Raw genomic sequence first — 23712 nt, 5'->3', positions numbered from 1 at the left:
TACATAGGTAGGCGGCACCACGTTGTTCAGTACATTGGTCGTGACCTGGGCAAAGGCGATAAACAGCAGAGTGGTCATTAGTAGCGGCGTGTTATCCACGGCATTGGCAAACACCTGAATGGGGTCTGCGGTGCCCGTAGCTTCCGACACCATATAGCCGATCAGGCCCATAAACAGCGTACAGGGTAGAATCGACATGGCGTAAATGGTGGTAAGCAGGCTCTGGGCCGTGCCTTTTTTATGCTCACGCGAGTAGTCGCTGACGTTAAGCATCATGGTGCTGTAGATGCCTAAAAAGAGTATGGTGGCGCCCCAGAATGGCATGCCCCAAGAGCCTTCCATGGTGAACAGGCTGGCGGATAATTCATCGCCATAGCGCTGCACCGTGGCGTAAAACATGTACATCAGCGAGGCCAAAATAAACGCGCTGCCGATATTTTCCAGCCACTTGATACCTTGAAAGCCCATCACCGAAAGGCCGATTTGCAGGAATTGGAAGGTAATAAAGTAAAACACCAGGTTATCAAAGCCGAACAGGGTTGCTGACACCATGTTGAGTGCGCCTGCGCCAATCCAGCTTTGAAAGCCGTACCACACCACGGCAGGCAACGCGCGAACCAGGCCGGGAATACGCGTACCGGTAAACCCAAATGCGCTGCGCGCCTGCACCATAAACGGAATGCCGTATTTGTAGCCCGCTGCACCGTTAATCGCCAGCGCAATGCCGATGACAAAGCACCCGATGGCGATGGCAAGCGTTGCCTGTAGCAGGTTTAACGTACCGACAACGCTTGAGCCCATGGCAAAGGTGCCGATGGAAACGCACCCACCAAACCAGGCCAGAAAGTAGGAGCCTTGCCCCATAATTCGGGTACCCTGGGGGGCTAGGCTTTCCTCCCCTAGGGCTTTGGTGCGTGCTGTAGAAGGTTCTTCTGACGCAAGAGCAGCATTTGAAATGCTCATGATGTCGTCCTCGCAAGATTATGAGTATTGTTGGTTTCTCAGGTTGTAGCCTGAAAGATGCTTGCGGCATGGCGTACTACTGGACGTTCTGGTTCTTTTACGAATGCACTGATTAACGAATTTCTGACCTTCTGATGAGCGTGCTATTTAAGCGGCAATGGAAGGTTTGATAGGGCGGCAAACTTACCGGTAAAGGGTTTGGGGCGTGGGTAAGCAAGGTCGCCATGTTTGCTGGTATGCAGTCCCAAGCCGACCAGGGATTCTGCAAGCTTCAAGGCTGCGCTTACACCTTCAACGACGGGAATACCCACTTCGTGGCTAATCTGTTGGGTGAGGTTCGCCATACCACCACAGCCCAGCACGATGGCGCCGATATCATCTTCGTCCCTGGCGCGGCAGCACTCCTCGACAATTCGGGTAAACGCCGCATCGGGGTGGTGCTCAAGGTCTAGTACCGGAATTTCAGCGGCTCGAATGCGTCGGCAGTGGTGGCGAAAGCCGTACTGCTCAAGCAGGTGCTCGGCAATAATGCCGGTACGCCCCAGGGTGGTAACAATGGAGAAGCGCGTGCTGATTAGCGTGGCTAAATGGAAGGCTGCCTCAGCAATGCCAATCACCGGGGCACGGGTTACTTCACGCGCGGCAAGCAGACCAGGGTCGCCAAAGCAGGCCACAATATAGGCATCAATACCGCCTTGTTGCTCACCTTTAAGTACTTCTTCGGCCACGCCTACCGCGCTTACCACTTCATCAAAATGGCTCTCAATGGAAACCGGACCTGATTCAGGTTGAGACGCGCTTATGCGGGTCCCCGGAGAAGCGTAAAGCTCAGCAGCCTGCCCAATGGCTTGGGTCATGGATGCCGTCGTATTGGGGTTAATAATATGTATGTGCACAGCACGCGATCCTGTAGGTAAACGATCCGATGTATCTTGTATACAAAAATAGGGGGCTTTATCGCCAAGAGCAAGGCCTTTACTCTCATTAAAAAGGCTAATAGATTCGTCTACACGCTCAGGTTTGGCGCTTTTTAAGTTATAAGAGATACGATGGGTTGATCAGCCATTCCTGGGAATATTGCCGTGGGCTATTAATATGTTTATTTTGTATACAATAATGGTCAATTAATTGAATTTATACGCTTGGTGATAACCGAAGGGCCCGCTGATGACGCTAACCACTGACCTCTGCTATCCGCGTGACTTAAAAGGCTATGGGCGTACACCGCCGCATGCCAACTGGCCAGGCAAGGCCAAAATCGCCGTACAGTTTGTCCTCAACTATGAAGAGGGTGGGGAGAACTGCGTGCTGCACGGAGATAATGGCTCTGAGCAGTTTTTATCCGAGATCATCGGCGCAGCCAGTTACGCTGACCGCCACTTGAGCATGGAGTCGATCTACGAGTACGGCTCTCGGGCAGGCGTGTGGCGTATTCTTCGCGAATTTGAGCGGCGGGGGCTGCCTTTAACGGTATTTGGTGTGGCGATGGCGCTAGAGCGAAACCCTGATGTCGCCCAGGCATTCAAGGAGTTGGGGCATGAGGTCGCGTGTCACGGCTACCGCTGGATTCACTACCAAGAAGTAGCCGAACACATTGAGCGTGAACACCTGCAAAAAGCCGTGGAGATATTTCAGCGCTTATACGGGGAGAAGCCAGCGGGGTGGTACACCGGGCGCGATAGCCCCAACACCCGTAAGCTGATTATGGATGAAGGCGGTTTTCTTTACGATAGTGACTATTACGGCGACGATCTGCCCTTTTGGACGACCGTTACCGACAGCCAGGGGAGTGATCACGCTCATCTGATTGTGCCCTATACGCTGGACACCAACGATATGCGCTTTGCTGCGCCGCAGGGCTTCAATACGGCGGATCACTTCTTTACGTATCTGCGCGATGCCTTTGATGTGCTGTATGAAGAGGGGGAAGAAGCGCCCAAGATGCTCTCTATCGGCATGCACTGCCGCTTGCTGGGACGCCCGGGACGTTTCCGCGCCCTACAGCGCTTTTTAGACTATATAGAGACCCATGATCGCGTATGGGTCGCTCGACGCGTCGATATCGCCCGCCACTGGGCGAAACACCATCCGCCCGTTACCTCATAAAAGGCCATTCAATGAACAATCCGGTTTACTATGCCCCTCAAGGCGGGCATCCACCGCAAACCCAAATAACGGCGGATCGGGCCGTTTTTACTGAAGCCTACGCGCTAATCCCGAAAGGCGTCATGCGCGATATCGTCACCAGTAACCTGCCGTTTTGGCAGGGTACCCGCGCTTGGGTGCTGGCGCGACCGCTCTCCGGCTTCGCCGAGACCTTCTCCCAGTACATCATGGAAGTGCAGCCCGGCGGCGGAAGCGACAAGCCTGAGCCTGAGGAGGATGCCGAAGGTGTGCTGTTCGTGGTCGAGGGCGAGCTGTCGCTGAGTCTGGACGGCGTGCGCCACGCCATGGCCCCGGGCGGCTATGCGTTTATTCCGCCGGGGGTGGAGTGGCGAGTGCGCAATGAATCCCGCGAAGCCGTTCGCTTTCACTGGATTCGCAAGGCCTTCGAGTACGTGGACGGCCTTGATGTACCGGAAGCCTTCGTCACCAACGAGCAGGCGATCACGCCCAGCGAGATGCCCTGCACGGAAGGGCGCTGGTCGACCACCCGTTTTGTTGACCCTAACGATGTGCGCCATGACATGCACGTCACCATCGTCAACTTCCAGCCCGGCGGCGTGATTCCGTTTGATGAAACCCACGTCATGGAGCACGGCCTTTACGTGCTGGAAGGCAAGGCGGTGTATCACCTGAACCAGCAGTGGGTGGAAGTGGAAGCGGGGGATTTCATGTGGTTGCGCGCTTTCTGTCCTCAGGCTTGCTATGCCGGCGGTCCGGGGCCGTTTCGCTACCTGCTTTACAAGGACGTCAATCGCCACGCAAAGCTCAAGCTCTTTCGCTGAAATGAAGTTTTCGTTGAAATGAAGAAAGCCATGAGGAGGCCAACATGCTGACACTCACCGCCGAGCCGTTGACGCGTGAGGCCTTCGTGCCTTTTGGCGAGGTCATCGACGCGCGCGAGTCACCCTCGTTTGCCATTAACGCCGGGCGTACCCAGCGCCATCACGACCTAGCGAAGGTGCAAACCCTGGGTGAAAACGCCCATACGCTGATCAATCTGTTTGTGAGTCAGCCCGTTTCCTTACCGCTTGAATTAACCTTTTTAGAGCGCCATCCACTGGGCAGCCAGGCATTTATGCCGCTGCATCAGGAACGCTTTATTGTGGTGGTCGCACCGCCAGGCGAGACGATTGATCCAAAGACAGTGCGTGCGTTTGTTACCGACGGCCGTCAGGGCGTTAACTACCGAGCAGGCACTTGGCATGCGATACAGTCGGTGCTTGAGCGTGAAGGCGAGTTCTTAGTGGTGGATCGCGGCGGCGAAGGTAATAACTGCGAAGAGTATTCGCTCGAAATTACGGTCGATTTACGCGAATAACTTGTGCACACGCCTTACGGTTGTCATCCTGGTGGTCTTATACTGATAGGCTAATGACAAACCCCGTGATTGTTTAGGAAAACTATGAACGCACAGACACATATCCCGCTTCGCCGTACCAAAATTGTTGCCACCCTGGGGCCCGCCAGTGACCGTGAGGGCGTTTTGGAGGCAATGCTGAAAGCGGGGGTAGATGTCGTACGTTTGAACTTCTCCCACGGCACGCCCGATGATCATCGTCAGCGTCTTTTACGGGTGCGCGAAATTGCTGCCAAGCTGGGGCGCAGTGTGGCAGCACTGGGGGACCTCCAGGGCCCCAAGATTCGCATTGCCCGCTTTAAAGAGGGCATGGTGACCCTGAAAGAGGGGCAGCCGTTTGTGCTGGATATGGCGATGGACAGTGATGCAGGCGACGTTCATCAAGTGGGCTGCGACTACAAAACCCTTGCTCAGGATGTGGGCGCTGGCGACCGCCTGTTGCTGGATGACGGCCGTGTGGTGCTGGACGTTACCCGCGTAGAAGGCCAGCAGGTTCATACCCACGTGGTAGTGGGGGGCAAACTCTCCAATCATAAAGGCATCAACAAACAGGGCGGTGGGCTTTCTGCCCCGGCGCTAACGGATAAAGATAAACAGGATTTAAAAACCGCCGTTGAGATTGGCGTTGATTACCTAGCGATTTCTTTCCCGCGCCATGCCGAAGACATGCTGGAAGCGCGCCGTCTGCTGGGTGAAGAGGGCAAGGAGATTGGCCTAGTGGCCAAGGTTGAGCGTGCCGAGGCTGTGGCCGATGAGGCAACGCTTGACGGCATTATCGAAGCCTCTGAAGCGGTGATGGTGGCCCGAGGCGACCTGGGGGTTGAGATTGGCGACGCCAAACTGGTGGGCGTGCAAAAGCGCATGATCAAACGCGCCCGCTCGCTCAACCGTGCGGTGATTACCGCCACTCAAATGATGGAAAGCATGATCTCGGCGCCGCTGCCTACCCGCGCTGAAGTGTTTGATGTGGCCAATGCCGTGCTGGATAGCAGTGACGCCGTGATGCTTTCAGCGGAAACTGCCGCAGGCGACTATCCGGTGGAAACCGTGGAAGCCATGGCGCGTGTCTGTTTGGGCGCTGAGCGTGAAAAGGTGGCACAAGAGTCGGGCCACCGGATTCATGAAGGCTTTACTCGCCCCGATGAAACCATTGCCCTTTCTGCGATGTACGCCGCCAACCATATGACCGGTGTGGCCGCGATTGCCTGCATGACCGCCTCCGGCTATACCCCCTTGATTGCCTCGCGCATCCGTTCTGGTTTGCCGATTGTCGGCCTTGCCCATAACCCCATCGCCCAACGGCGTATGGCGCTATATCGTGGCGTCGTGTCGCTACCGTTTGATACCTCAGAAATGAGTGCGACCGAGCTTAATCGTCGTGCGCTGGAACTGCTGGTGCAACATAAGCTTGCCGAGCCGGGGGATCATGTCATCCTGACACGGGGTGATCACATGAATGCTCATGGCGGTACCAATACGATGAAAGTCATGACGATTGACCAGCCTACCGATTAAAGGACCTGCCTCCATGAACCCGACTCGTCGTCTTATGCTAAAAGCTGCGTTAGGTTTGCCTTTGGTCGCGCTGCTTCCCGGTACGGTTTGGGGCGCGCTCGCCTGGGCCGAGGGCGCTGACCCAGAGAGCGATTTACTGTCCTTGGCTATTCATAATGACGGAGGCCCACACCGGCTGGAAGTGGAAGTGGCTAAAAGCGCGGCGCAGCGTCAGCGAGGGTTGATGGAGCGTGAATCGCTGCCTGAAAACCGCGGCATGCTGTTCCGTTTTGAGAGCGAGCAGCCTGCTGGCAACACTTTTTGGATGTACCGCACGCGCATTGTGCTGGATATCGCGTTTATCGATCAGGAGGGGCGTATCGTAGCAATTAACACCATGCCTCCCTGTGAGTCCAGTGTTCCGGCCAATTGTCCCTCCTATCCGGCAGGTGCTGCATTTTGGGCGGCCCTTGAGGTCAATGGCGGCTACTTCGCTGAACGCGGCATTAAAGTGGGCGACTGTATTTCGATTCCGGATCAAGCTGGCTTCTGCAAGCCCATCGATCAGTAGGTCTCTTCAAGGCGCGACGGCGCTTGTATCGCCATAAGAATCGGTAAAAAGGAACCACACCACGCTTAGGGCGTGGGTGGTTCTGGTCGTTGCCGGCGTGTAGGTAGCGAACCTCAGGGAGCCTCTGTGCGGGCTTTAGCGCCCAGGGGCATTTGGCTACCCCTGCCTATTGAGCTATACCTTATTAAGCCACCAACCCCTTGACGGGCCAGGCAGGTTTTCGGGAAGTTTGGTTGCTTATCTCATACCCCCTATGCAAAAGAGGCATAGCAATTAACGGTGACTAAACGTTACGCAGCGTTAGAGTCGTGTTTCAATAGGCGCCGCTCGTATCCTTGAAGCCACGTATTGGCTTCGCTAATTAGCGGTTTTTTCGCTAAAGTAGTTAAGGTCGGCACTTCAGGATGTCGAACTATAACAGTTTGTCTTGAAAACGTTTTGGACGAAAAATCACCCGAGGGAACAGATCATCGGTGGTTCCAAAACGCATAACGCTCACAACATCAAGATAGAGGTGTATCCATGAATCGCCATGTGTTTTCTACCGCCACTTTTTCTGGCGCGTTGATCGCAGCAGCTACGTTTGCTGCCCCCGCTGTTGCTCAAGAGCGCTATATTACAATCGGCACAGGCGGCCAGACCGGTGTTTACTACGTCGTAGGCCAGTCGGTCTGCCGTATGGTTAACCGTGGCAGCGAAGAGCACAGTATTCGCTGTAATGCGCCTTCTACAGGCGGCTCTGTTGCCAACGTGAATGGCATGAAAAGCGGTGAGTTGGATATGGGCGTTGTCCAGTCTGACGTTCAATACCGTGCTTACAACGGCGAAGCCAACTTTGAAGAAGAAGGCCCCTGGGGTGACATGCGTGCGGTATTCACCATGCATGGTGAACCTCTTACCGTTGTCGCGCGTGCGGATGCGGGTATCGACAATATCAGCGACTTCCCGGGTAAGCGCGTTAACATCGGTAACCCAGGCTCTGGCCAGCGCAACACCATGGATGTCGTCATGGAAGCGTTTGGTTGGGACGAAGATACGTTCGCGCTGGCATCTCAGTTGGATGCGGCGGAACAGGCTTCAGCTCTGTCTGATAACAACATCGATGCGATGGTCTATGTGGTAGGCCACCCGAATGGCTCCATCCAGGAAGCCACCACCACGATTGATGCGAACCTGGTATCGGTCACTGGTGATGAAATCGATACGCTGATCGAAGAGTATCCTTACTACACGCGTTCTGTGATCCCCGGTGGTCTGTACCGTGGTAACGACGAAGACGTTGAAACCTTCGGTGTAGCAGCCACTTTCGTTTCATCGACTGACGTGGATGAAGAGGTTATTTACGAAACGGTTAAAGCGGTATTCGATAACTTTGATCGCTTCAAGCGCCTGCACCCGGCGTTCGAAAACCTTAACGAAGAAGACATGATTTCTGACGGTCTAACTGCACCGCTGCACGATGGCGCTGCACGTTACTACCGCGAGCGTGGCTGGATCGAATAAGATCCTAGTGTGACGCTATTAGCCAGGATCAATAGTGATTGCTTTTGAAGTTTAAGCGCGGGCACCTCGGGTGTCCGCGCTTCTTGTTGAAAGCGCTGATTGTCAGCGCTGACCATTAGGCAGGGCAAGCGTATGCGTGATGACAAACAACCCTCTAACGCCACTGAGAGCGACCTGGAGGATATGGTCGCCGCCAGTGACACAGGGGCAAGGAAGCCTCACGGCGTACCCGGTAAGTTGCTGGTAAGTATTGCAGCAGCGTGGTCGCTGTTCCAGCTATGGATTGCATCTCCACTCCCTTATATGATCGGCTTCGGTGTTTTTAGTGCCACTGAAGCACGCTCTATTCACTTGGCGTTTGCGCTGTTTTTGGCCTATATGGCCTATCCTGCGTTAAAGCGCTCACCGCGCGACCGTATTCCGCTACAAGACTGGATGTTTGCAGCGGTAGCGGCCTTTTGCGGTGGGTATCTGTTTCTTTTCTATTCAGAGTTGGCGCAGCGCCCCGGGCGCCCTATCACGCAGGACATCGTGGTGGGCATCGTCGGCATTATCATGCTGCTGGAAGCTACTCGGCGTGCGCTTGGCCCACCCCTGATGGTGGTTGCCGCGATATTTATTGGCTACTCCCTGTTTGGCCCGTACATGCCGGGCATTCTTGCCCACCGAGGCGTCAGCCTGGGAGGGTTGATCAACCACCAGTGGTTGGGTACCCAGGGCGTCTTTGGTATCGCGCTAGGTGTATCTACCAGCTTTGTCTTTCTGTTTGTGTTGTTTGGTGCGTTGCTCGATAAGGCCGGTGCCGGTAACTATTTTATAAAAGTCGCATTCTCGATGTTAGGCCATCTTAAAGGCGGCCCTGCAAAAGCGGCCGTTGTGGCATCAGGCATGACCGGGCTAATTTCCGGCTCCTCGATTGCCAATACGGTAACAACGGGCACCTTCACTATTCCCATGATGAAACGGGTGGGGTTTAGCGCTGAGAAAGCCGGTGCCATTGAAGTCTCCTCATCGGTGAATGGGCAAATCATGCCGCCGGTAATGGGCGCGGCTGCGTTTTTGATGGTTGAGTATGTCGGCATCCCGTACGTGGACGTTATTAAACATGCCTTCCTGCCTGCGATTATTTCCTATATTGCGCTGATTTATATCGTTCACCTGGAAGCCCTTAAAGCCAATATGCAAGGGCTGCCTTCCAATAACCCAGCCCGTCCATTACTCAACAAAATCATAGGATTTTTAACCGGCCTGCTGCTGTTAATGGGGCTGTCGGTGGTGGTCTATTACGGCCTTGGGTGGCTCAAGCCCTTGCTGGGTGAGGCAACGCCGTGGGTCATTTCAATCGGCCTGGCGATTATTTATGTAGGGCTTTTGAAAATCGGGTCTCACTATCCTGAGCTGGAAATGGATGACCCTAACGCCAAGGTTATTAAACTGCCGCAGACACGACCCACCGTAATGGTCGGTTTGCACTATATCTTGCCGGTTGTTGTGCTGGTTTGGTGTTTGATGGTCGAGCGGCTCTCGCCTGGGCTTTCCGCTTTTTGGGCCACGGTGTTCATGATCTTTATTATGGTGACGCAGCGTCCCATTATTGCCGTCTTCCGTGGGCGCAGCAAAATGGCCGCCGATATCAAAGAGGGCTTTTTAGACCTGTGGGACGGCCTGGTGACTGGCGCGCGTAACATGATCGGTATCGGTATCGCGACGGCCACAGCGGGTATCGTGGTGGGTGCGGTGTCGCAAACCGGTGTGGGCCTTGTGCTTGCAGATGTGGTTGAAATCCTGTCAGGCGGTAACCTGATGATGATTTTGTTTTTAACCGCCTTGCTGAGCTTGATTCTAGGCATGGGCTTGCCCACGACCGCTAACTATATTGTGGTTTCGGCCTTGATGGCGCCGGTGATTGTGATGCTGGGTCAGCAAAATGGCCTGATTGTGCCGCTGATCGCTGTCCACCTGTTCGTGTTCTATTTCGGCATTATGGCGGATGTTACGCCGCCCGTGGGGCTGGCCTCTTTTGCGGCTGCTGCTGTGTCCGGAGGGGACCCGATTCGGACAGGCTTCCAGGCGTTCTACTACAGCCTGCGTACGGCAGCGCTTCCGTTTCTGTTTATCTTTAATACGGACCTGCTGCTCATTGATGTTACCCCGATGCAGGGCGTGGTGGTGTTTATTGTGGCCACCGTGGCGATGCTGATTTTCGCCGCAGGCACGCAAGGCTACATGCTGACGCGCAATCGCTGGTATGAGTCGCTGCTGCTGCTATTGGTCGCTTTCACGCTCTTCCGCCCAGGCTTCTGGATGGACAAGATACATGACCCGTATGCGTCAGTGCCGCCTGCCCAGTTTGCTGATGCCCTTGAGCGTGTCGAGGATGGCAGTAACCTGCGGGTACAAATCGCTGGTGAAGATGCTTTTGGCTCGCCAATGACGACCTACGTACTGGTCCCGGTGCCCCGCGGTGAAACGGGCCAGGAACGCCTGGAAAACCTCGGTATGGAACTGTATGTAGACGGTGATCAAACGCTAGTCGATTTCGTCGCCTTCGGCAGCCAGGCCGCCGACCTGGGGTTTGACTTCGACCAGGAGATTATCGAAGTACTGGCCCCTGTAGACCGCTGGACGAAAGAGTGGATGTGGCTACCGGCGTTGGCAATATTTGGTTTTGTTGTGCTCATGCAGCGTCGCCGGCGTAGTAAAAAGTCTGATCATGATGGCGCGGCAGTGGCCTAGGGAGGTTGTCATGTACCAAAAAATATTACTGCCCGTGGACTTGAATGAAGAGGGTTCCTGGAAGAAAGCGTTGCCCACGGCGGTAACGCTTTGCCAGACCTTCGGTGCGTCGTTGCACATTGTCACTGTGCTGCCAGAACTCAAAATGCCGATGGTAGGGGCTTACTTCCCCAAGAATTTTTCTGCAAAAGCGCATGAGGCCATGAAAGAGGCGCAGCATACGTTTATTCAGGACAATATTCCGCAGGATGTTAAAACCCAAAGCATTATTGTCGATGGCTCCCCCTGGGAGGCCATCATTAAGGTGGGTAAAAAGCTGGACGTGGACCTGATCGTGATGGCTTCTCATACTCGGCATAAGTTTGTCGACTATGTACTGGGCCCGAATGCTGAGCATGTTGTTCATCATTCAAAGGTGTCCGTCATGATCGTTCGCTAGGCACTTTTTAAAAGGTGTCAGGCACTATGAAAACTCCGGCTCATATGAGCTGGAGTTTTTTTATAACCCCACGGTAATGTTTAGTAAAATAGTAGTCTTTAAGTGGTTGTGTAGGTGTATCTAACTGTAATTAATATAAAAAGTCGCTTTTTTTCCTGACCTGGGCAAGCAGATCGCGATACTCTACGGGTGTCTGCATCGAAAGTTGAATAGAAAACTATAGAGCAAAGTTATATGAGGATGTCATCGTGAGAACATTATTACTGGGGTGGGTTCTGCTGGTGCTAGGGTCTCCCTTGGCTGGATTTGCCGATGTGTCCACCCCCTTGGAAGCACCAGATGGTGCCGTTTTGCTGGAAGTAAGAGGCAATATTGTAAATGTGAATACCGAAGCGGGTGCCGACTTTGATATTGACATGTTAGAGGGGCTGCCACAGCACGCGTTTGAAACGAGTACGCCCTGGACAAGTGGCGTCAGTCAATATTCAGGCCCGTTGTTACGTGATGTGCTTGAGCACGTAGGTGCCAAGGGTGATGCGATAGAGGTATCGGCCCTTAACGGCTATGTGGCTGAAATACCGATCAAGGATTTTTATGATTACGACGTCATTCTGGCACTTAAACGAAATAACCAGCACATCCCTATTCGCGAGTTTGGGCCTCTTTGGGTGCTTTATCCGTTTGATCAGGACGAGACGCTGTTAAGTGAAAAAGTGCGCTTTAGAGCTGTTTGGCAGGTTAGGCGTATAGATGTTCTTTAACCGAGCCAACGTGCGCTCGCCCCGCCTGCTGCGTTACCCTCGCCGCCTTAAACTGGTGGCCATTATTACCGTGCTGCTGTTTGCATCGGCGTTGGTAGTCGCTGCTCTGGCCTCTTGGCGGCAGGACAACCTCACACAAAGTCTGCGCGAAGATACCTCATGGGTCGCCTATAAACTCGATCGTGATGCAGTACAGCTGCTTAACCACTTGCTTTCAGCATCCCGTGCAGAGATGTCCCCGGTGGTACAAAACGAGCTGAATATGCGTTTTGAACTTTTGTATAGCCGTCTTATGTTGCTTCAAGAAGGGGAAGTCAACTCACTGATTACTGACATTGAAGGGGCGGGGCAGTTGCTAACGCAAATAGGCCAGCAGATGGAACCGCTGGACCTTTTGTTTGCACCTCATGAGGTGCTGGATCAACTGCCCATTGTTTTAATTGAAGCAGAGCTTGAAGCACTCACCCAGCTAACCGAGCGGTTTGTCATCACCATCAATGGTTACCTGGCGGAGTCTGCCACTGAAGAGCGCCGTGTGTTAAGCACGCTCTATAAATTATTAATGACGCTGCTGGTCGGTATGAGCCTGGCCGTGCTGTTGGTCATTGCGTTCCTGATCCGAGAAATGCGTGAAAGTGCGACAGCCCGGCGCCGACAGGAGCAACTAAGCCAACAATTGGAAGTGACCGCCGAGCAGGCGCAGGCTGCTAATCATGCCAAGTCCGACTTCCTGGCCATGGTCAGTCACGAGATTCGTACCCCGCTTAATGGCGTGATCGGCATGAGCGAGCTGCTCAGTGAGCCAGCAAGCTCGGCCCAGGTAGAAGATTACGCGCGCACGATTCATGAGAGCGCCAACCAGCTGTTGGCCATGATCAACGAGATTCTCGATTTCTCCAAAATTGAAGCAGGCCATTTAACACTTGAAGCGTCACCTACTGAATTAAGGCCCTTGGTTGATAGCGTGGTAGCGCTATTTGAACCGCGTTCGAGGGCCAAAGGGGTGGCGTTAAGCATCCATATCGACCCGCTGGTACCGCGTTGGGTGATGGCTGATGCGGGTCGTCTAAGGCAGATTTTGCTTAACCTTGTGGCGAACGCGACCAAGTTTACCGATCACGGAGCGATCACTGTTCGGGTCTCTTCAACGGTGGAGCACCTGCTACTGGAAGTTAGCGACACGGGGTGCGGGATTAGTGAAGAGCAGCAAACGATGTTATTCGAACCTTTTCAGCAAGCGGGGGCATCGGTCGCTCGCCGCTACGGGGGGACTGGTCTTGGGCTTGCTATCTGTAAGCGCTTAAGTGAAGCCATGAGCGGGCAGTTGGGTGTGCAGAGTAGGCTGGGGCAGGGAAGTACATTTTGGTGCAAACTGCCGCTGGTAAAAGCGATGCCCATCGAGGCAGTGCTTCCTAATGAGCAGACGAGAAACTTTGCGGGTACATCACTGCTGTTAGTGGAGGATAACGCCATTAATCGCAAAGTCGCGACCGGGCTTTTGTCACGCTTGGGGTGCGAGGTCGTGTGTGCCGAGAATGGGCAGGATGCGCTAGACATGGCGGCGTCCTTGCCGGTGCACTTAATCTTTATGGATATACAGCTGCCCGATATGGATGGCTTGATGGTGACGCGGCACCTGCGCGAGCAAGGAGGCTGGTTGGCAGACGTGCCCATTATTGCCATGACCGCGGGAGGCAATGACCGCCAGCGCTGCCTGGCTGCCGGAATGAACGACTACATTACCAAGCCGCTTTCGCTTCTGGCGCTTGGTGACGTGCTTGCTCTGCATTTATCACCGTCGCTAGCCCGTAAGACAACGCTGCCGACACAGGTGCAGGGCGATACGTTTGAGCACAATGTACTGAATGCTGACACGCTCACCATGCTTCAGGAGAGTCTGGGCGATGAGCACTTGATAAACCTGGTTGCTTTGTATCATCAGCAGATCAGCGACTACGTGTCCCAACTGAGCGCATACCTTGCCACGCCGGAAGCGTCTTTTAGCGAACAGGCTCGGCAGCAGATAGCCAGGTTGGCACATCAGCTTCGTGGGGAGTCGCTGAGTATGGGCGCAGAGGCGCTGGCGGAGAAGGCCAAAAGCCTTGAAGTGTTAGCTCGTGAGGAGGGAAATACAAAAAGCCAGCTTGATGAATCACTTGGTGTAGTGCGCCACACCGCTGCACGAACCCACAGCGCACTCAAACGTTGGCGGCAGAAGCAATCTTCTACCAAGGGATAAGGGCTAATTCCGGCATCAAGCTATATCGTCATTGGCAATAATAAACAATACTGTTAGGGCACGTTTAATAATCATAATCCTCAGGAGCCTTCTCATGATTTATGCCAATCCGGGTGATAATGGGTCCGTCGTCTCGTTTGAAAAACGCTATGGTAATTACATCGGTGGTGAGTTTGTTCCGCCCGTTAATGGGCAGTATTTCGATAACATTAGCCCTGTGAATGGTCAGGTCTTCTGCGAAATTCCGCGCTCTACTGCTGACGATATCGATAAAGCCCTGGATGCCGCCCATAAGGCTGCACCTGCTTGGGGGAAAACCTCTGCCGCTGAGCGTAGCAATACCCTGCTAAAAATTGCTGATCGCATTGAACAGAACATTGAAAAGCTGGCCGTGGCAGAAACCTGGGATAACGGCAAGGCCGTGCGTGAAACCCTGAATGCTGATATTCCTTTGGCGGTTGATCACTTCCGTTACTTTGCGGGCTGCATTCGGGCGCAGGAAGGCTCTGCTGCCGATATTGACGCCAACACCGTGTCTTATCATTTTCATGAGCCGCTGGGCGTGGTGGGGCAGATCATCCCCTGGAACTTCCCGATTTTAATGGCTGTTTGGAAGTTGGCCCCCGCGCTTGCCGCCGGTAATTGCGTAGTACTTAAACCCGCCGAACAAACGCCCGCGTCTGTGCTGGTGCTGATGGGGTTGATTGGTGACTTGCTGCCGCCGGGTGTGGTTAACATCGTCAATGGCTTCGGTGCAGAAGCCGGCCAGGCACTGGCCAGTAGCAAACGTATCGCCAAAATCGCCTTTACCGGTTCCACGCCGGTAGGGTCACATATTCTTAAGTGCGCCGCTGAAAACATTATTCCTTCCACCGTGGAGCTGGGCGGTAAATCACCCAATATCTATTTTGCCGATATCATGAACGCCGAGCCGACGTTTATCGATAAAGCGGTAGAGGGCCTGGTGCTGGCCTTCTTTAACCAGGGCGAAGTGTGCACCTGCCCCTCACGTGCACTGATTCAAGAGAGCATGTACGAAGAATTTATGGTCAAGGTGCTTGAGCGCACCAAGACTATTAAGCGCGGCAACCCCTTGGATACCGACGTGCAAGTAGGCGCTCAAGCCTCTCAAGAGCAGTACGACAAGATCATGTCGTACATGGATATCGCCCGTGAGGAAGGCGCTGAATTTCTGACCGGTGGAGATAAAGAAAGCTTCGACCCCAGCTACGACAAGGGTTACTACATCCAGCCGACGCTACTGAAAGGCGACAACAAGATGCGCGTCTTCCAGGAGGAGATCTTTGGCCCGGTGGTGGCGGTCACCACCTTTAAGGATGAAGAAGAAGCGCTGGCGATCGCCAACGACACCGAGTTTGGCTTGGGGGCAGGTGTATGGAGCCGGGATATTAACGTCGCCTTTCGCATGGGGCGGGGCATTCAGGCTGGTCGCGTATGGACCAACTGCTATCACCAATATCCCGCCCATGCGGCATTTGGTGGCTACAAGAAGTCCGGCGTTGGCCGTGAAACCCACAAGGTGGCGCTTGAGCACTATCAGCAAACCAAGAACCTGCTGGTCAGTTACGACATCAATCCGCTCGGTTTTTTCTAATCCGCGCCCGCTCCCCCGCTCGGCATGGTGCCGAGCGGTATTATCTGCCCCTCTGATGCTCTAATTAACAACCCGCTTGCGACGACTCATGGGTTACACCCTCTCTGCCGTTGATTCTCAGCCTTGAGGCGCGAGGTTCGAACGATTAGGCACAAAAATCCCGGCACATAGGCCGGGATTCGTCTTTTGGGTAAATGCGATCACGGTTACAGCTGAGCATTCTCCGGCGGTTCGCCGATGCTGCCAGGCATGGGTTGTACGGTGCCACGTTCCTGGCCTGCTAGGGTCAAAAAGTGCAGGTGGCGCTCGTACTCGCCTACCAGGTCGCCAATCGCTTGGCCACGGGTATAACCGTTCAGGTCTTTATCCAGCCCGCCTTCAGCCAGATAGACATCCAGACGCACATAGAAGTCATCGTCGGCTTCAATAAAGCTCGGTGTGCGCATCCGGTGTGGACACACCTGATAGACAAAGCTGGTGGCATCACCAAAATCCACCTGCAGCGTTAGCCTGGGGAGCGGCTCACCTTCCAACTGCTCTTCACTCACATTGGCGGGCTGGCCACGGCTTTCAAGCTCTTGGGCAAACTGGGTCATGGCTGGGCGAATCGAGTGCTTGATGGTTGCAGCAGCGCCAGCTCGGTTGGACGTGTCCAGGGCGCGATCCAAGCGCTCCTTCCAATCGCCGCCTGGGGCGCTGCCGGTAATGGCGCGGCGTGCATCGGCCTTGTTGCCTTCAAGTTTTAGCGCCTTGTACATCCCCACCATGACCGCAAAAATTACCACCGAGAAGGGGAGCGCGGTAATCACTACTGCGCTTTGCAGAGCGTTAAGCCCACCAGCCATCAGTAGAGCAATGGTGATCAAGCCAATCACGGCCGACCAGAAAATGCGCAGCTTGATGGGCGCATCGTGGTTAACGTCACTTAAGATAGACGTAAAGTTAGCCAGCACCAGCGCGCCGGAGTCAGCGGAGGTAATAAAGAACACAACGCCCAGGATTGTGACAACCGCTGCCGTGATGGCTGCGTAAGGATAGTACTCAAGTAGGGTGTAAATCGTGGTTTGCGGTGTATTAAGCGCCTGCTCGCCGAGTGCTGCCACGCCCTGGTTGGCGACCAGCTCAATACCGCTATTACCCAATACCGACATCCATACCATGATGAAGGCAAGCGGTATAAACAGCGCACCGGCGACAAACTGGCGAATGGTGCGACCACGAGAAATACGTGCCAAGAAAAGACCCACAAACGGTGTCCAGGCGATCCACCAACCCCAGAAGAAAATCGTCCAGCCCATCTTCCACTCCTGGGCGCCATCATCGGTAAAGGCGTGCGTGTCAAAGCTTGCCGCCACAAAGCCGGAAAGATAGTCACCGGCGTTGTTAACTACCTTATCGAGTAGTGTCAGCGTGTCGCCTGAAAACAGTATGAACAGCATCAGGCAGAGTGCCAGCAGCATATTGAACTCGGATAAGCGGCGGATACCCTTTTCGACCCCGGTAACTACGGAAATGGTTGCCAGTATGACCACCAGTACAATCAAAAGAATTTGTACCGTAATCGTTTCCGGTACATCGAACATGTAGGCCAGCCCGTAGTTAAGCTGAATGACCCCAATGCCGAGGCTGGTGGCAATACCAAATACGGTAGAAACCACCGCCGTGATATCCACCGCGTTACCGATAGGCCCATAAATACGCTTGCCCAGAAGCGGGTAGAGCGCGCTGCGAATGGCTAGCGGCAAACGGTGGCGATAGCTGAAGTAGGCCAGCGCCATACCCATCAACACGTACAGCCCCCAGCCGGAGAGCCCCCAGTGCAGATAGGTTTGAACGACGGCGTTACGCATCGCGGCCTGGCTTTCGGGTGTCAGGTCGGGCGGTGCCAGGTAGTGAGAAATCGGTTCAGCCACGCTGAAAAACAGCAAATCAATGCCGATACCTGCAGCGAACAACATCGCCGACCAGGAAAGCAATGAAAACTCAGGCCGCGAATGATCGGGGCCCAAGCGAATGCTGCCAAACCGCGACATACCAATCACCACGACAAAGACCAGATAGGCCACAATCGCCAGCATGTAGTACCAGCCAAAAGTGGCACTTACCCAGGCAAGCGCTGCATTAAAAAATTCACCAGCCTGTTCCGTGAACAGCAGAGTGAGCACAAGAAATATCAATATACCGGCCATACTGCCGTGGAAAACCACAGGATTGAGACGGTCGCGAGAGGGGAGGGCGAAGTTGTCTTTTGCCATGCAGGTGTACTCCTGTGGTCGAGACTAAAGGTGGCTAAAATTTATTTTGAATGAACGTTCAATATAAAATACGCTGTTTAAGCGCTTACTACAAATCAGTTTTATAGGGATAGGGAATGGTCGGTGAGGTTTTGGCAAGGCGCGCATACAAAAACGCCCGGCAAAAGCCGGGCGTCTTGAGAAGACTTAACAGTAAAAAAGCGCTTACTCGCTAGCGGTTTCCGCAGCGTCTTCATGCTGATCGCGCGGGCCGTGTCTACCGTGGCCTCTACCATCCCTGTGGTGCTCGTCACGCATTTCTTTCATGGCGTTCTTTAAAGACTCGCGCTCCTCTTCGGAAAGAATATCCGCAACTTTATCCTGGTGCTCTTTACGCAACGCCTGCATGGCTTGGAAGTGCTCTGCGTTTAGCTCGTTGAGGGCCGTTTGCTGTTCCTCGTTCAAACCGGCGCGGTCGTACACTTCATGGCGGCGCTCTTCCATGCGCTGCGAGAAGGTTTCGCGGTCAGCGCCTGAATGACGACCTTCATGCTGGTCTGCCTGTGCAACCACAGCAAGTGGGGTTAGCGCGATAGCCAGCAGAGCCGGGGCAAACACTTGGCGTAATGACATTTTCATAACGTACCTCCTGGTAAGTTGACAATGTCAGTATCGAGCGGGGGAGTGCAAACCGTATGCACGGAGTGTGCAATAACGGTGATGATGCAGGGGGGAATATCTGACGTATAGCAGTTATATGGTTAGACTTTAGTTGGCTTTTTGCGTCATGCAAGGTTGGTGAAAGGTTTGTGGGATAGCTTTGTCCTCCGCAGGCAGTAGCCTGTTTGAAGACTTTATAATTCTATAAAAAAGAGAACTCGCTATGCCCAAGAAAATCTGTGCTCCGTTTAGCTTCAATATGAAATCACTACTCGCTGGTGCCACGGTTGTTGCCGCGTCACTCGCGTTAATCATGCCTACCGCTGCGGCAGATGATTATCCTGAGCGCCCGGTCAATATGGTCGTCGGCTTTGGTACCGGCGGTAGTGCTGACCGTTTGGCGCGTATTATGTCAGGCTATATCGCTGAAGAGATTGGCGTGCCAGTGCAAGTGACTAACCGTCCAGGCGCAGGAACTCAGGTCGCATCCAACTACGTGCTGAACATGCCGGACGATGGATACACCACCTATGCCTCAACCTTTGCTCCTTACCTAGCCAACTCGATTCTGACCGGTGGTGCCAACTTTAGTGTTGATGATTTTTCGTATATCAACTTTCAGTGGTTCGACCTGGATCTGATCGCCGCCAATAAAGATAGCGGATACGAAGATCTTCCTTCGTTGCTGGAAGCGATTCGCGAAGAGCGCGGCCAGGTGCGTGGCGCGGTGGTTCAAGGCTCAGCCGGTCACCTGATGATCCGTTTGCTGCTGGAAGAAGCTGGTATTCCTCAAGAAAACCTTAACCTCGTGACGTACAACAGCGGTGGTGAAGCCCGCTCAGCGGTGGCTGGTGGTCAGGTGGATTTCGTTTCTATCAGTGCACAGGGTAGTGAGGGAATTCGTGAGTTCTTGACGCCGCTTGCCATCGTGAGTGACGAGCGCATCGACCAGTGGGATGCCCCCACGATCAACGAAGCGCTGGCATCGATGGACGTAGAAGTTCCGGTACTGCAGGGCTCGATGCGTGGTTTTGCGGTCACTAGCGAAGTTGAGCGTCAGCATCCTGAGCGCTTTGAAGCATTCGCTTCAGCTATCCAGAGCGCGCTGGCCCGTAAGGATGTTCAAGAACACCTTGAGCGTAATGAAATGGGCGGTGTCTGGATTGGACCTGAGCGTGCCAACGAGCTGATGCGCGAAAACTACGCTGTATTTGAAAAATACGCCCACCTGCTTAACTGATCTTCCTGTCATGGCTGGTCAACTTTCATGTGGCCAGCCTGGAGTTGAACCATGTCTGCACAGAAACGTGACTATGGGGACTTTTTAGTTCTCATCGGTCTGGCTTCCTTTACGTTGTGGTATTTGCTGGATGCGATCAGCGTCTCGGCACAACCCCAGAATTTGCTCCTGATACTGCCGCTTTCAGTCATTGTCCTGTCGATTATTGCCATTGAGCTGGCGCTACGCCTAAAGCAAGGGACGCTATTCAGCATCGCTGCCGACGAGGAACCGTTACATCAAACGCTGCCCGTCGTAGTTCTGTTTGGTGCCTATGTGTTATCGCTTGAAACGCTCGGTTTTGATGTGGCGACCGTGCTGTTCATCGCGCTCTTTTTGATCCTCAAAGGTGAGCGTAACTGGTTAGCGGTGGTGGGCTTTAGCGCAGCGTTCGGGTTCGCCGTGGCGTTCTTCTTCTCCCAGATGCTGCCCTATCCCATGACGCTGCTACTGCTACCCAGTTAAGGAGGCAATATGATTGATTTTGGCGCAGTACAGCAGGGTCTTGACCTGCTCTTTTCTAATTTTGGCCCCTGGCTCGTGGTAATACCCGGTATTGTGTTGGGGCTAATCTTTGGCGCAACGCCGGGGCTGCAGATTTCCATGGCCATGGCGATCTTCCTGCCCATGACCATGTACATGGATTTCATTCAGGCCATGCTGTTCTTAACCGCTATTTTTACCGGCGGTTCGTTCGGCGCGGGTATTCCTGCCATTTTAATGAATATCCCGGGCACTTCATCGGCCATTGCCACCGCCTTTGATGGCTACCCGATGTCGCGCAAGGGGCAGCATAACCAGGCGCTGGGCGTGGCGTTGGCCGCCTCCGTGGTGGGCGCGCTGATGGGTTATCTCGTGCTGTTTTTCATGATTCAGCCGCTCTCCTATCTGGTGCTGAGGCTCGGCCCTTCCGAAATGTTTGTGGTCATCCTGTGGGGCATGACGCTGATTGCGAGCCTGAAGGGCGAGCAGGTACTTAAAGGCTTGGTGGCGGGCTTTGTCGGCCTCTTGGTGGGAACCATTGGGTTTAGTGAAATTGGTCTGGCGCGTGGCACCATGGGGCAAACGTATCTGCTTGATGGTATTCCGGTTATTCCTGCCATGATGGGCATGTTTGCGGCCTCAGAGCTTTTCAAGCTTGCCAACAAAGGCTTCATCGTTGAATCCGCCGATTCGCGTAAGGTGAAAATCAGCGAGATATTTGAAGGCTGTAAGATGGCAATGCGCTATCCGGTTGTGATGATTCGTGGTGGTTTGATAGGTGTGTTAGTAGGAGCCGTGCCTGGCGTTGGCTCCTCGGTTTCCAACTTGCTTTCCTATATTGAAACCAAGCGCCGTGATAAAGATCCTGACTCGTTTGGCAAGGGTAACCCGAAGGGCGTGGTGGCATCAGAAGCCGCTAACAGCAGCTCTGAAGGCGGCTCAATGGCTACTCTGCTGGCGCTTGGCATTCCCGGCGGTGGTGCAACGGCGGTAATGTTGGCTGCGTTTGCCATGCATAACATCACCGGCGGGCCGCAGTTTATTCGTCAGCAAACCGATGTGGTCTACGCGATTATTTTTGCCAACTTCGCTCAGGTATTTCTGCTGGTGGTCGTGGGTCTGCTGTTTATCCCGCTGTTGGCCAACATCGTCAAAGTACCCATGCGCTACCTGATTCCCTCGGTACTGGTACTCGCGGTTATGGGATCGTTTGGCTTGACCGGCAATATGACCGGCCCCATCACTGTGCTGGTCTTTGCAGTGATTGGTTGGATCTTTCGCCATTATGGCTACTCGGTGCCTGCCGCCGTTATCGGTATGCTGCTGGGCTCGCTGGCGGAGAAATCACTGCTCCACTCGTATCAAATCAGCGGCGGGGATATCACCTATGTCTTCGAGCGCCCGGTGACCTTGGGGATTCTAGGACTTCTATTGATTTCACTGTTTAGCCAGCCGTTAATGGCGCGCTTTAGTGCCTGGCGTGCGGCCAAACAGGCGTAACATAATGGCAAAAAAAACGCTGAAAACGTTAGTCTTGGGTTGCTTGGGTGGCGTTATTGCCACCCTTTTTTCATTGCCCCTGGCCTGGATGCTGGGCGCACTTTTTATGGTAATGGCGGTATCGCTTGGCGGTGTTAAAACCGGCGTTGATAAGCGCTTGCACCGTGTGGCTATTGCCCTGCTGGGACTCTTTATCGGGAGCCGCATTCAGGCCAGTGAACTGGTCAGTCTGGTGCAGTGGTACCCAAGTGTATTGGCAATGCTGGTCTATATGGGGCTTATGCTGGTGGGCGGGTACTTTATCTTTACCCGCGCCAACGTAGGGCCCATGGATGCGATGTTCTGCGCCTACCCAGGGAGCATGAATTCAGCCCTAGTGCTTGCTGAGCGCGCCAATGGCGATGTGCGCTGGATCGCTATCGCGCACTCGCTGCGTCTGGTCACCGTGGTATCCGGGGCGGCACTATTGGCAAGCTTCTTTGTGGATGATGTCACGCTGCAAAGCTCGCCCGTATCGCTCTCGCTGATGGATGCGCTGCCGCTGTTATTGGTCCCGCTTTGCTGGTGGCTTGCCCGCTTGCTGCGCATTCCCATTCCGGAGTTTTTAGGCCCGATGGCCGCAGGCGCCATCATCGCGAACCTGGGGATGGATTACTCGCTGCCCACCTGGACGGTGTTCACGGCCTTTTTGGTGCTCGGCTCTTCGGTCGGCGCGCGTTTCTCAGGAACCCACTGGTCTCAGGTAGTCAGCGTGGGGCGGTTTGGGATGGTGTATGCACTGTTTGCCCTGATTGTTGCAGCACTCATGGCTTGGCTGGTCGCCAGCATGACCCAGCTTTCCTTTGTGGCGGTGTTGCTGGCGCTGATTCCCGGCGGCGTCGGGGAGATGGCCGTCATCGCCATGGTGATGGATATCGACCCGGTGTATGTAGTGTCGCACCATGTCTTGCGCCTGTTACTGCTGATCTTTATGACCCCGCTGGTCATTCGTATTGCAAAGCAGGCGGCTGCATAGCGGGAAACGCCACCGTCACGGCGAAACCGCCTTGTGGTCGGTTATTAAAAGAGAGGAGAGCGGCGTGGGCGGTGGCGATCTGCTCCACAATAGCCAAGCCTAAACCGCTACCGGGCGCGTGCGGATTGTGGCGGGAAAAGCGCTCGGTCAGCTTGCCAAGTTGCGCCTCTTCCACGCCGACTCCCTGGTCGCTCACCGTCAATATTACCTGTTGCTGCTGCGTTGTTAGGGCGATATCGATTGGACCCTGGTAGGCTTCAGCGCCTCCCGCGTGCAGGCTGGCATTCTCAATCAGGTTAATCACCAGCCAGAGCAGCATGATCGGATCGCCCAGCACTTTGGAAATGGTATGAGGCTGATCGAACGACAGCTCCTGGCCTTTCTGATAGATGCTGGTGGCGGTTTGCGCGCAGCCATCCTGGCATATTGCCACCAGATCGACGGCTTCAAGATGGGCCTCATCCATCAGCTCGCTGCGGGTCTTGGCATATTTCAAAAGCTGTTGGACCGTATGGCTGGCATGTTCCGAGATACGCTGTATTTCAATAAGGTTGGCTCGAACGGCCGATTCCTGGGTCGTTTTTAGCGAGATTTCGGTTAGCGCACGTATTTCAGAAATGGGCGTTCGCAACTGATGGGACACATCGGCATTTAATTGCTGTGTACTCTCAATGCTGCGACGGATACGTAGCATCAG

At 54.2% G+C, this 23712-nt stretch carries 20 protein-coding genes; 15 read left to right on the top strand and 5 right to left on the bottom strand.

Annotated features, from left to right (window positions below; translation table 11 throughout):
• The coding region (locus ACT3T7_RS16960) for an NCS1 family transporter (protein ID WP_444631669.1) at positions 1 to 963 on the bottom strand (963 nt) is incomplete at its 3' end.
• A gap of 143 nt (positions 964 to 1106) precedes the next feature.
• Entirely contained in the window at positions 1107 to 1859 is a 753-nt protein-coding gene (locus tag ACT3T7_RS16955; RefSeq protein WP_193054403.1) for an aspartate/glutamate racemase family protein, read from the bottom strand.
• Between the two features lie 271 nt (positions 1860 to 2130).
• Between ACT3T7_RS16955 and puuE the strand changes: the two genes are divergently transcribed.
• From puuE to exaC, 11 genes are all read left to right on the top strand, one after another.
• The gene (gene puuE / locus ACT3T7_RS16950) at positions 2131 to 3069 is read left to right on the top strand and encodes an allantoinase PuuE (RefSeq protein WP_172117446.1); all 939 of its coding nucleotides are present in this window, start codon (positions 2131 to 2133) and stop codon (positions 3067 to 3069) included.
• 11 nt (positions 3070 to 3080) lie between these two features.
• Entirely contained in the window at positions 3081 to 3911 is an 831-nt protein-coding gene (locus tag ACT3T7_RS16945) for a bifunctional allantoicase/(S)-ureidoglycine aminohydrolase (protein WP_444621527.1), read from the top strand.
• A gap of 44 nt (positions 3912 to 3955) precedes the next feature.
• Entirely contained in the window at positions 3956 to 4447 is a 492-nt protein-coding gene (locus ACT3T7_RS16940) for an ureidoglycolate lyase (protein ID WP_444631668.1), read from the top strand.
• 84 nt (positions 4448 to 4531) lie between these two features.
• On the top strand, positions 4532 to 6001 hold the full coding sequence (pyk, locus tag ACT3T7_RS16935) for a pyruvate kinase (protein ID WP_193054406.1): 1470 nt from the start codon (positions 4532 to 4534) through the stop codon (positions 5999 to 6001).
• A gap of 13 nt (positions 6002 to 6014) precedes the next feature.
• Entirely contained in the window at positions 6015 to 6551 is a 537-nt protein-coding gene (locus tag ACT3T7_RS16930; RefSeq protein WP_441677191.1) for a DUF192 domain-containing protein, read from the top strand.
• 522 nt (positions 6552 to 7073) lie between these two features.
• Positions 7074 to 8054 (top strand): TAXI family TRAP transporter solute-binding subunit, encoded by a 981-nt coding sequence (locus ACT3T7_RS16925; RefSeq protein WP_193054408.1) that lies wholly within the window; start codon positions 7074 to 7076, stop codon positions 8052 to 8054.
• A gap of 132 nt (positions 8055 to 8186) precedes the next feature.
• Positions 8187 to 10790: a TRAP transporter permease gene (locus ACT3T7_RS16920; RefSeq protein WP_444631667.1), complete on the top strand. Its 2604-nt coding sequence runs from the start codon at positions 8187 to 8189 to the stop codon at positions 10788 to 10790.
• Between the two features lie 10 nt (positions 10791 to 10800).
• Positions 10801 to 11229 (top strand): universal stress protein, encoded by a 429-nt coding sequence (locus tag ACT3T7_RS16915; protein ID WP_087111921.1) that lies wholly within the window; start codon positions 10801 to 10803, stop codon positions 11227 to 11229.
• A 248-nt stretch (positions 11230 to 11477) separates the two neighbouring features.
• Positions 11478 to 11990, top strand: a complete 513-nt coding sequence (locus tag ACT3T7_RS16910) for a molybdopterin-dependent oxidoreductase (protein WP_444631666.1) — start codon at positions 11478 to 11480, stop codon at positions 11988 to 11990.
• Complete coding sequence (locus ACT3T7_RS16905; protein WP_444631665.1) at positions 11980 to 14229, top strand: ATP-binding protein; 2250 nt, start codon at positions 11980 to 11982, stop codon at positions 14227 to 14229. The genes ACT3T7_RS16910 and ACT3T7_RS16905 overlap by 11 nt, the downstream gene beginning before the upstream one ends.
• Positions 14230 to 14323: 94 nt before the next feature.
• The gene (exaC, locus tag ACT3T7_RS16900; protein ID WP_172117455.1) at positions 14324 to 15844 is read left to right on the top strand and encodes an acetaldehyde dehydrogenase ExaC; all 1521 of its coding nucleotides are present in this window, start codon (positions 14324 to 14326) and stop codon (positions 15842 to 15844) included.
• 206 nt (positions 15845 to 16050) lie between these two features.
• Here the strand turns inward: exaC and betT are convergent, their stop codons facing one another.
• Together betT and ACT3T7_RS16890 are read right to left on the bottom strand one after the other, a co-directional pair.
• Positions 16051 to 18099 carry a choline BCCT transporter BetT gene (betT, locus tag ACT3T7_RS16895; RefSeq protein WP_172117456.1) on the bottom strand — a complete coding sequence of 683 codons (2049 nt, stop codon included), beginning with the start codon at positions 18097 to 18099 and terminating at the stop codon, positions 16051 to 16053.
• Between the two features lie 204 nt (positions 18100 to 18303).
• Positions 18304 to 18717, bottom strand: coding sequence for a hypothetical protein (locus ACT3T7_RS16890; RefSeq protein ID WP_172117457.1), 414 nt, complete (start codon positions 18715 to 18717; stop codon positions 18304 to 18306).
• A gap of 244 nt (positions 18718 to 18961) precedes the next feature.
• On the opposite strand from ACT3T7_RS16890, the gene ACT3T7_RS16885 reads away from it, so the two are divergent.
• Genes ACT3T7_RS16885 through ACT3T7_RS16870 form a run of 4 tightly spaced genes read left to right on the top strand, consistent with a single transcriptional unit; the run spans position 18962 to position 23015 of the window.
• Positions 18962 to 19978, top strand: a complete 1017-nt coding sequence (locus ACT3T7_RS16885) for a Bug family tripartite tricarboxylate transporter substrate binding protein (RefSeq protein WP_444631664.1) — start codon at positions 18962 to 18964, stop codon at positions 19976 to 19978.
• Between the two features lie 51 nt (positions 19979 to 20029).
• Positions 20030 to 20482 carry a tripartite tricarboxylate transporter TctB family protein gene (locus ACT3T7_RS16880; RefSeq protein WP_444631663.1) on the top strand — a complete coding sequence of 151 codons (453 nt, stop codon included), beginning with the start codon at positions 20030 to 20032 and terminating at the stop codon, positions 20480 to 20482.
• Between the two features lie 9 nt (positions 20483 to 20491).
• Positions 20492 to 22000 carry a tripartite tricarboxylate transporter permease gene (locus tag ACT3T7_RS16875; RefSeq protein ID WP_444631662.1) on the top strand — a complete coding sequence of 503 codons (1509 nt, stop codon included), beginning with the start codon at positions 20492 to 20494 and terminating at the stop codon, positions 21998 to 22000.
• A 4-nt stretch (positions 22001 to 22004) separates the two neighbouring features.
• On the top strand, positions 22005 to 23015 hold the full coding sequence (locus ACT3T7_RS16870; protein WP_172117461.1) for an AbrB family transcriptional regulator: 1011 nt from the start codon (positions 22005 to 22007) through the stop codon (positions 23013 to 23015).
• On the opposite strand, the gene ACT3T7_RS16865 is transcribed toward ACT3T7_RS16870, so the two are convergent.
• A complete protein-coding gene (locus ACT3T7_RS16865) occupies positions 22984 to 23709 on the bottom strand; it encodes a sensor histidine kinase (RefSeq protein ID WP_444631661.1) in 726 nt (241 codons plus the stop codon). The genes ACT3T7_RS16870 and ACT3T7_RS16865 overlap by 32 nt on opposite strands.
• Between the last annotated feature and the right edge of the window lie 3 nt (positions 23710 to 23712).

The organism is Halomonas sp. 111 (assembly GCF_052379685.1).
Taxonomy (GTDB): domain Bacteria; phylum Pseudomonadota; class Gammaproteobacteria; order Pseudomonadales; family Halomonadaceae; genus Vreelandella; species Vreelandella citrativorans.
This window is presented reverse-complemented; position numbering and strand designations above follow the sequence as displayed.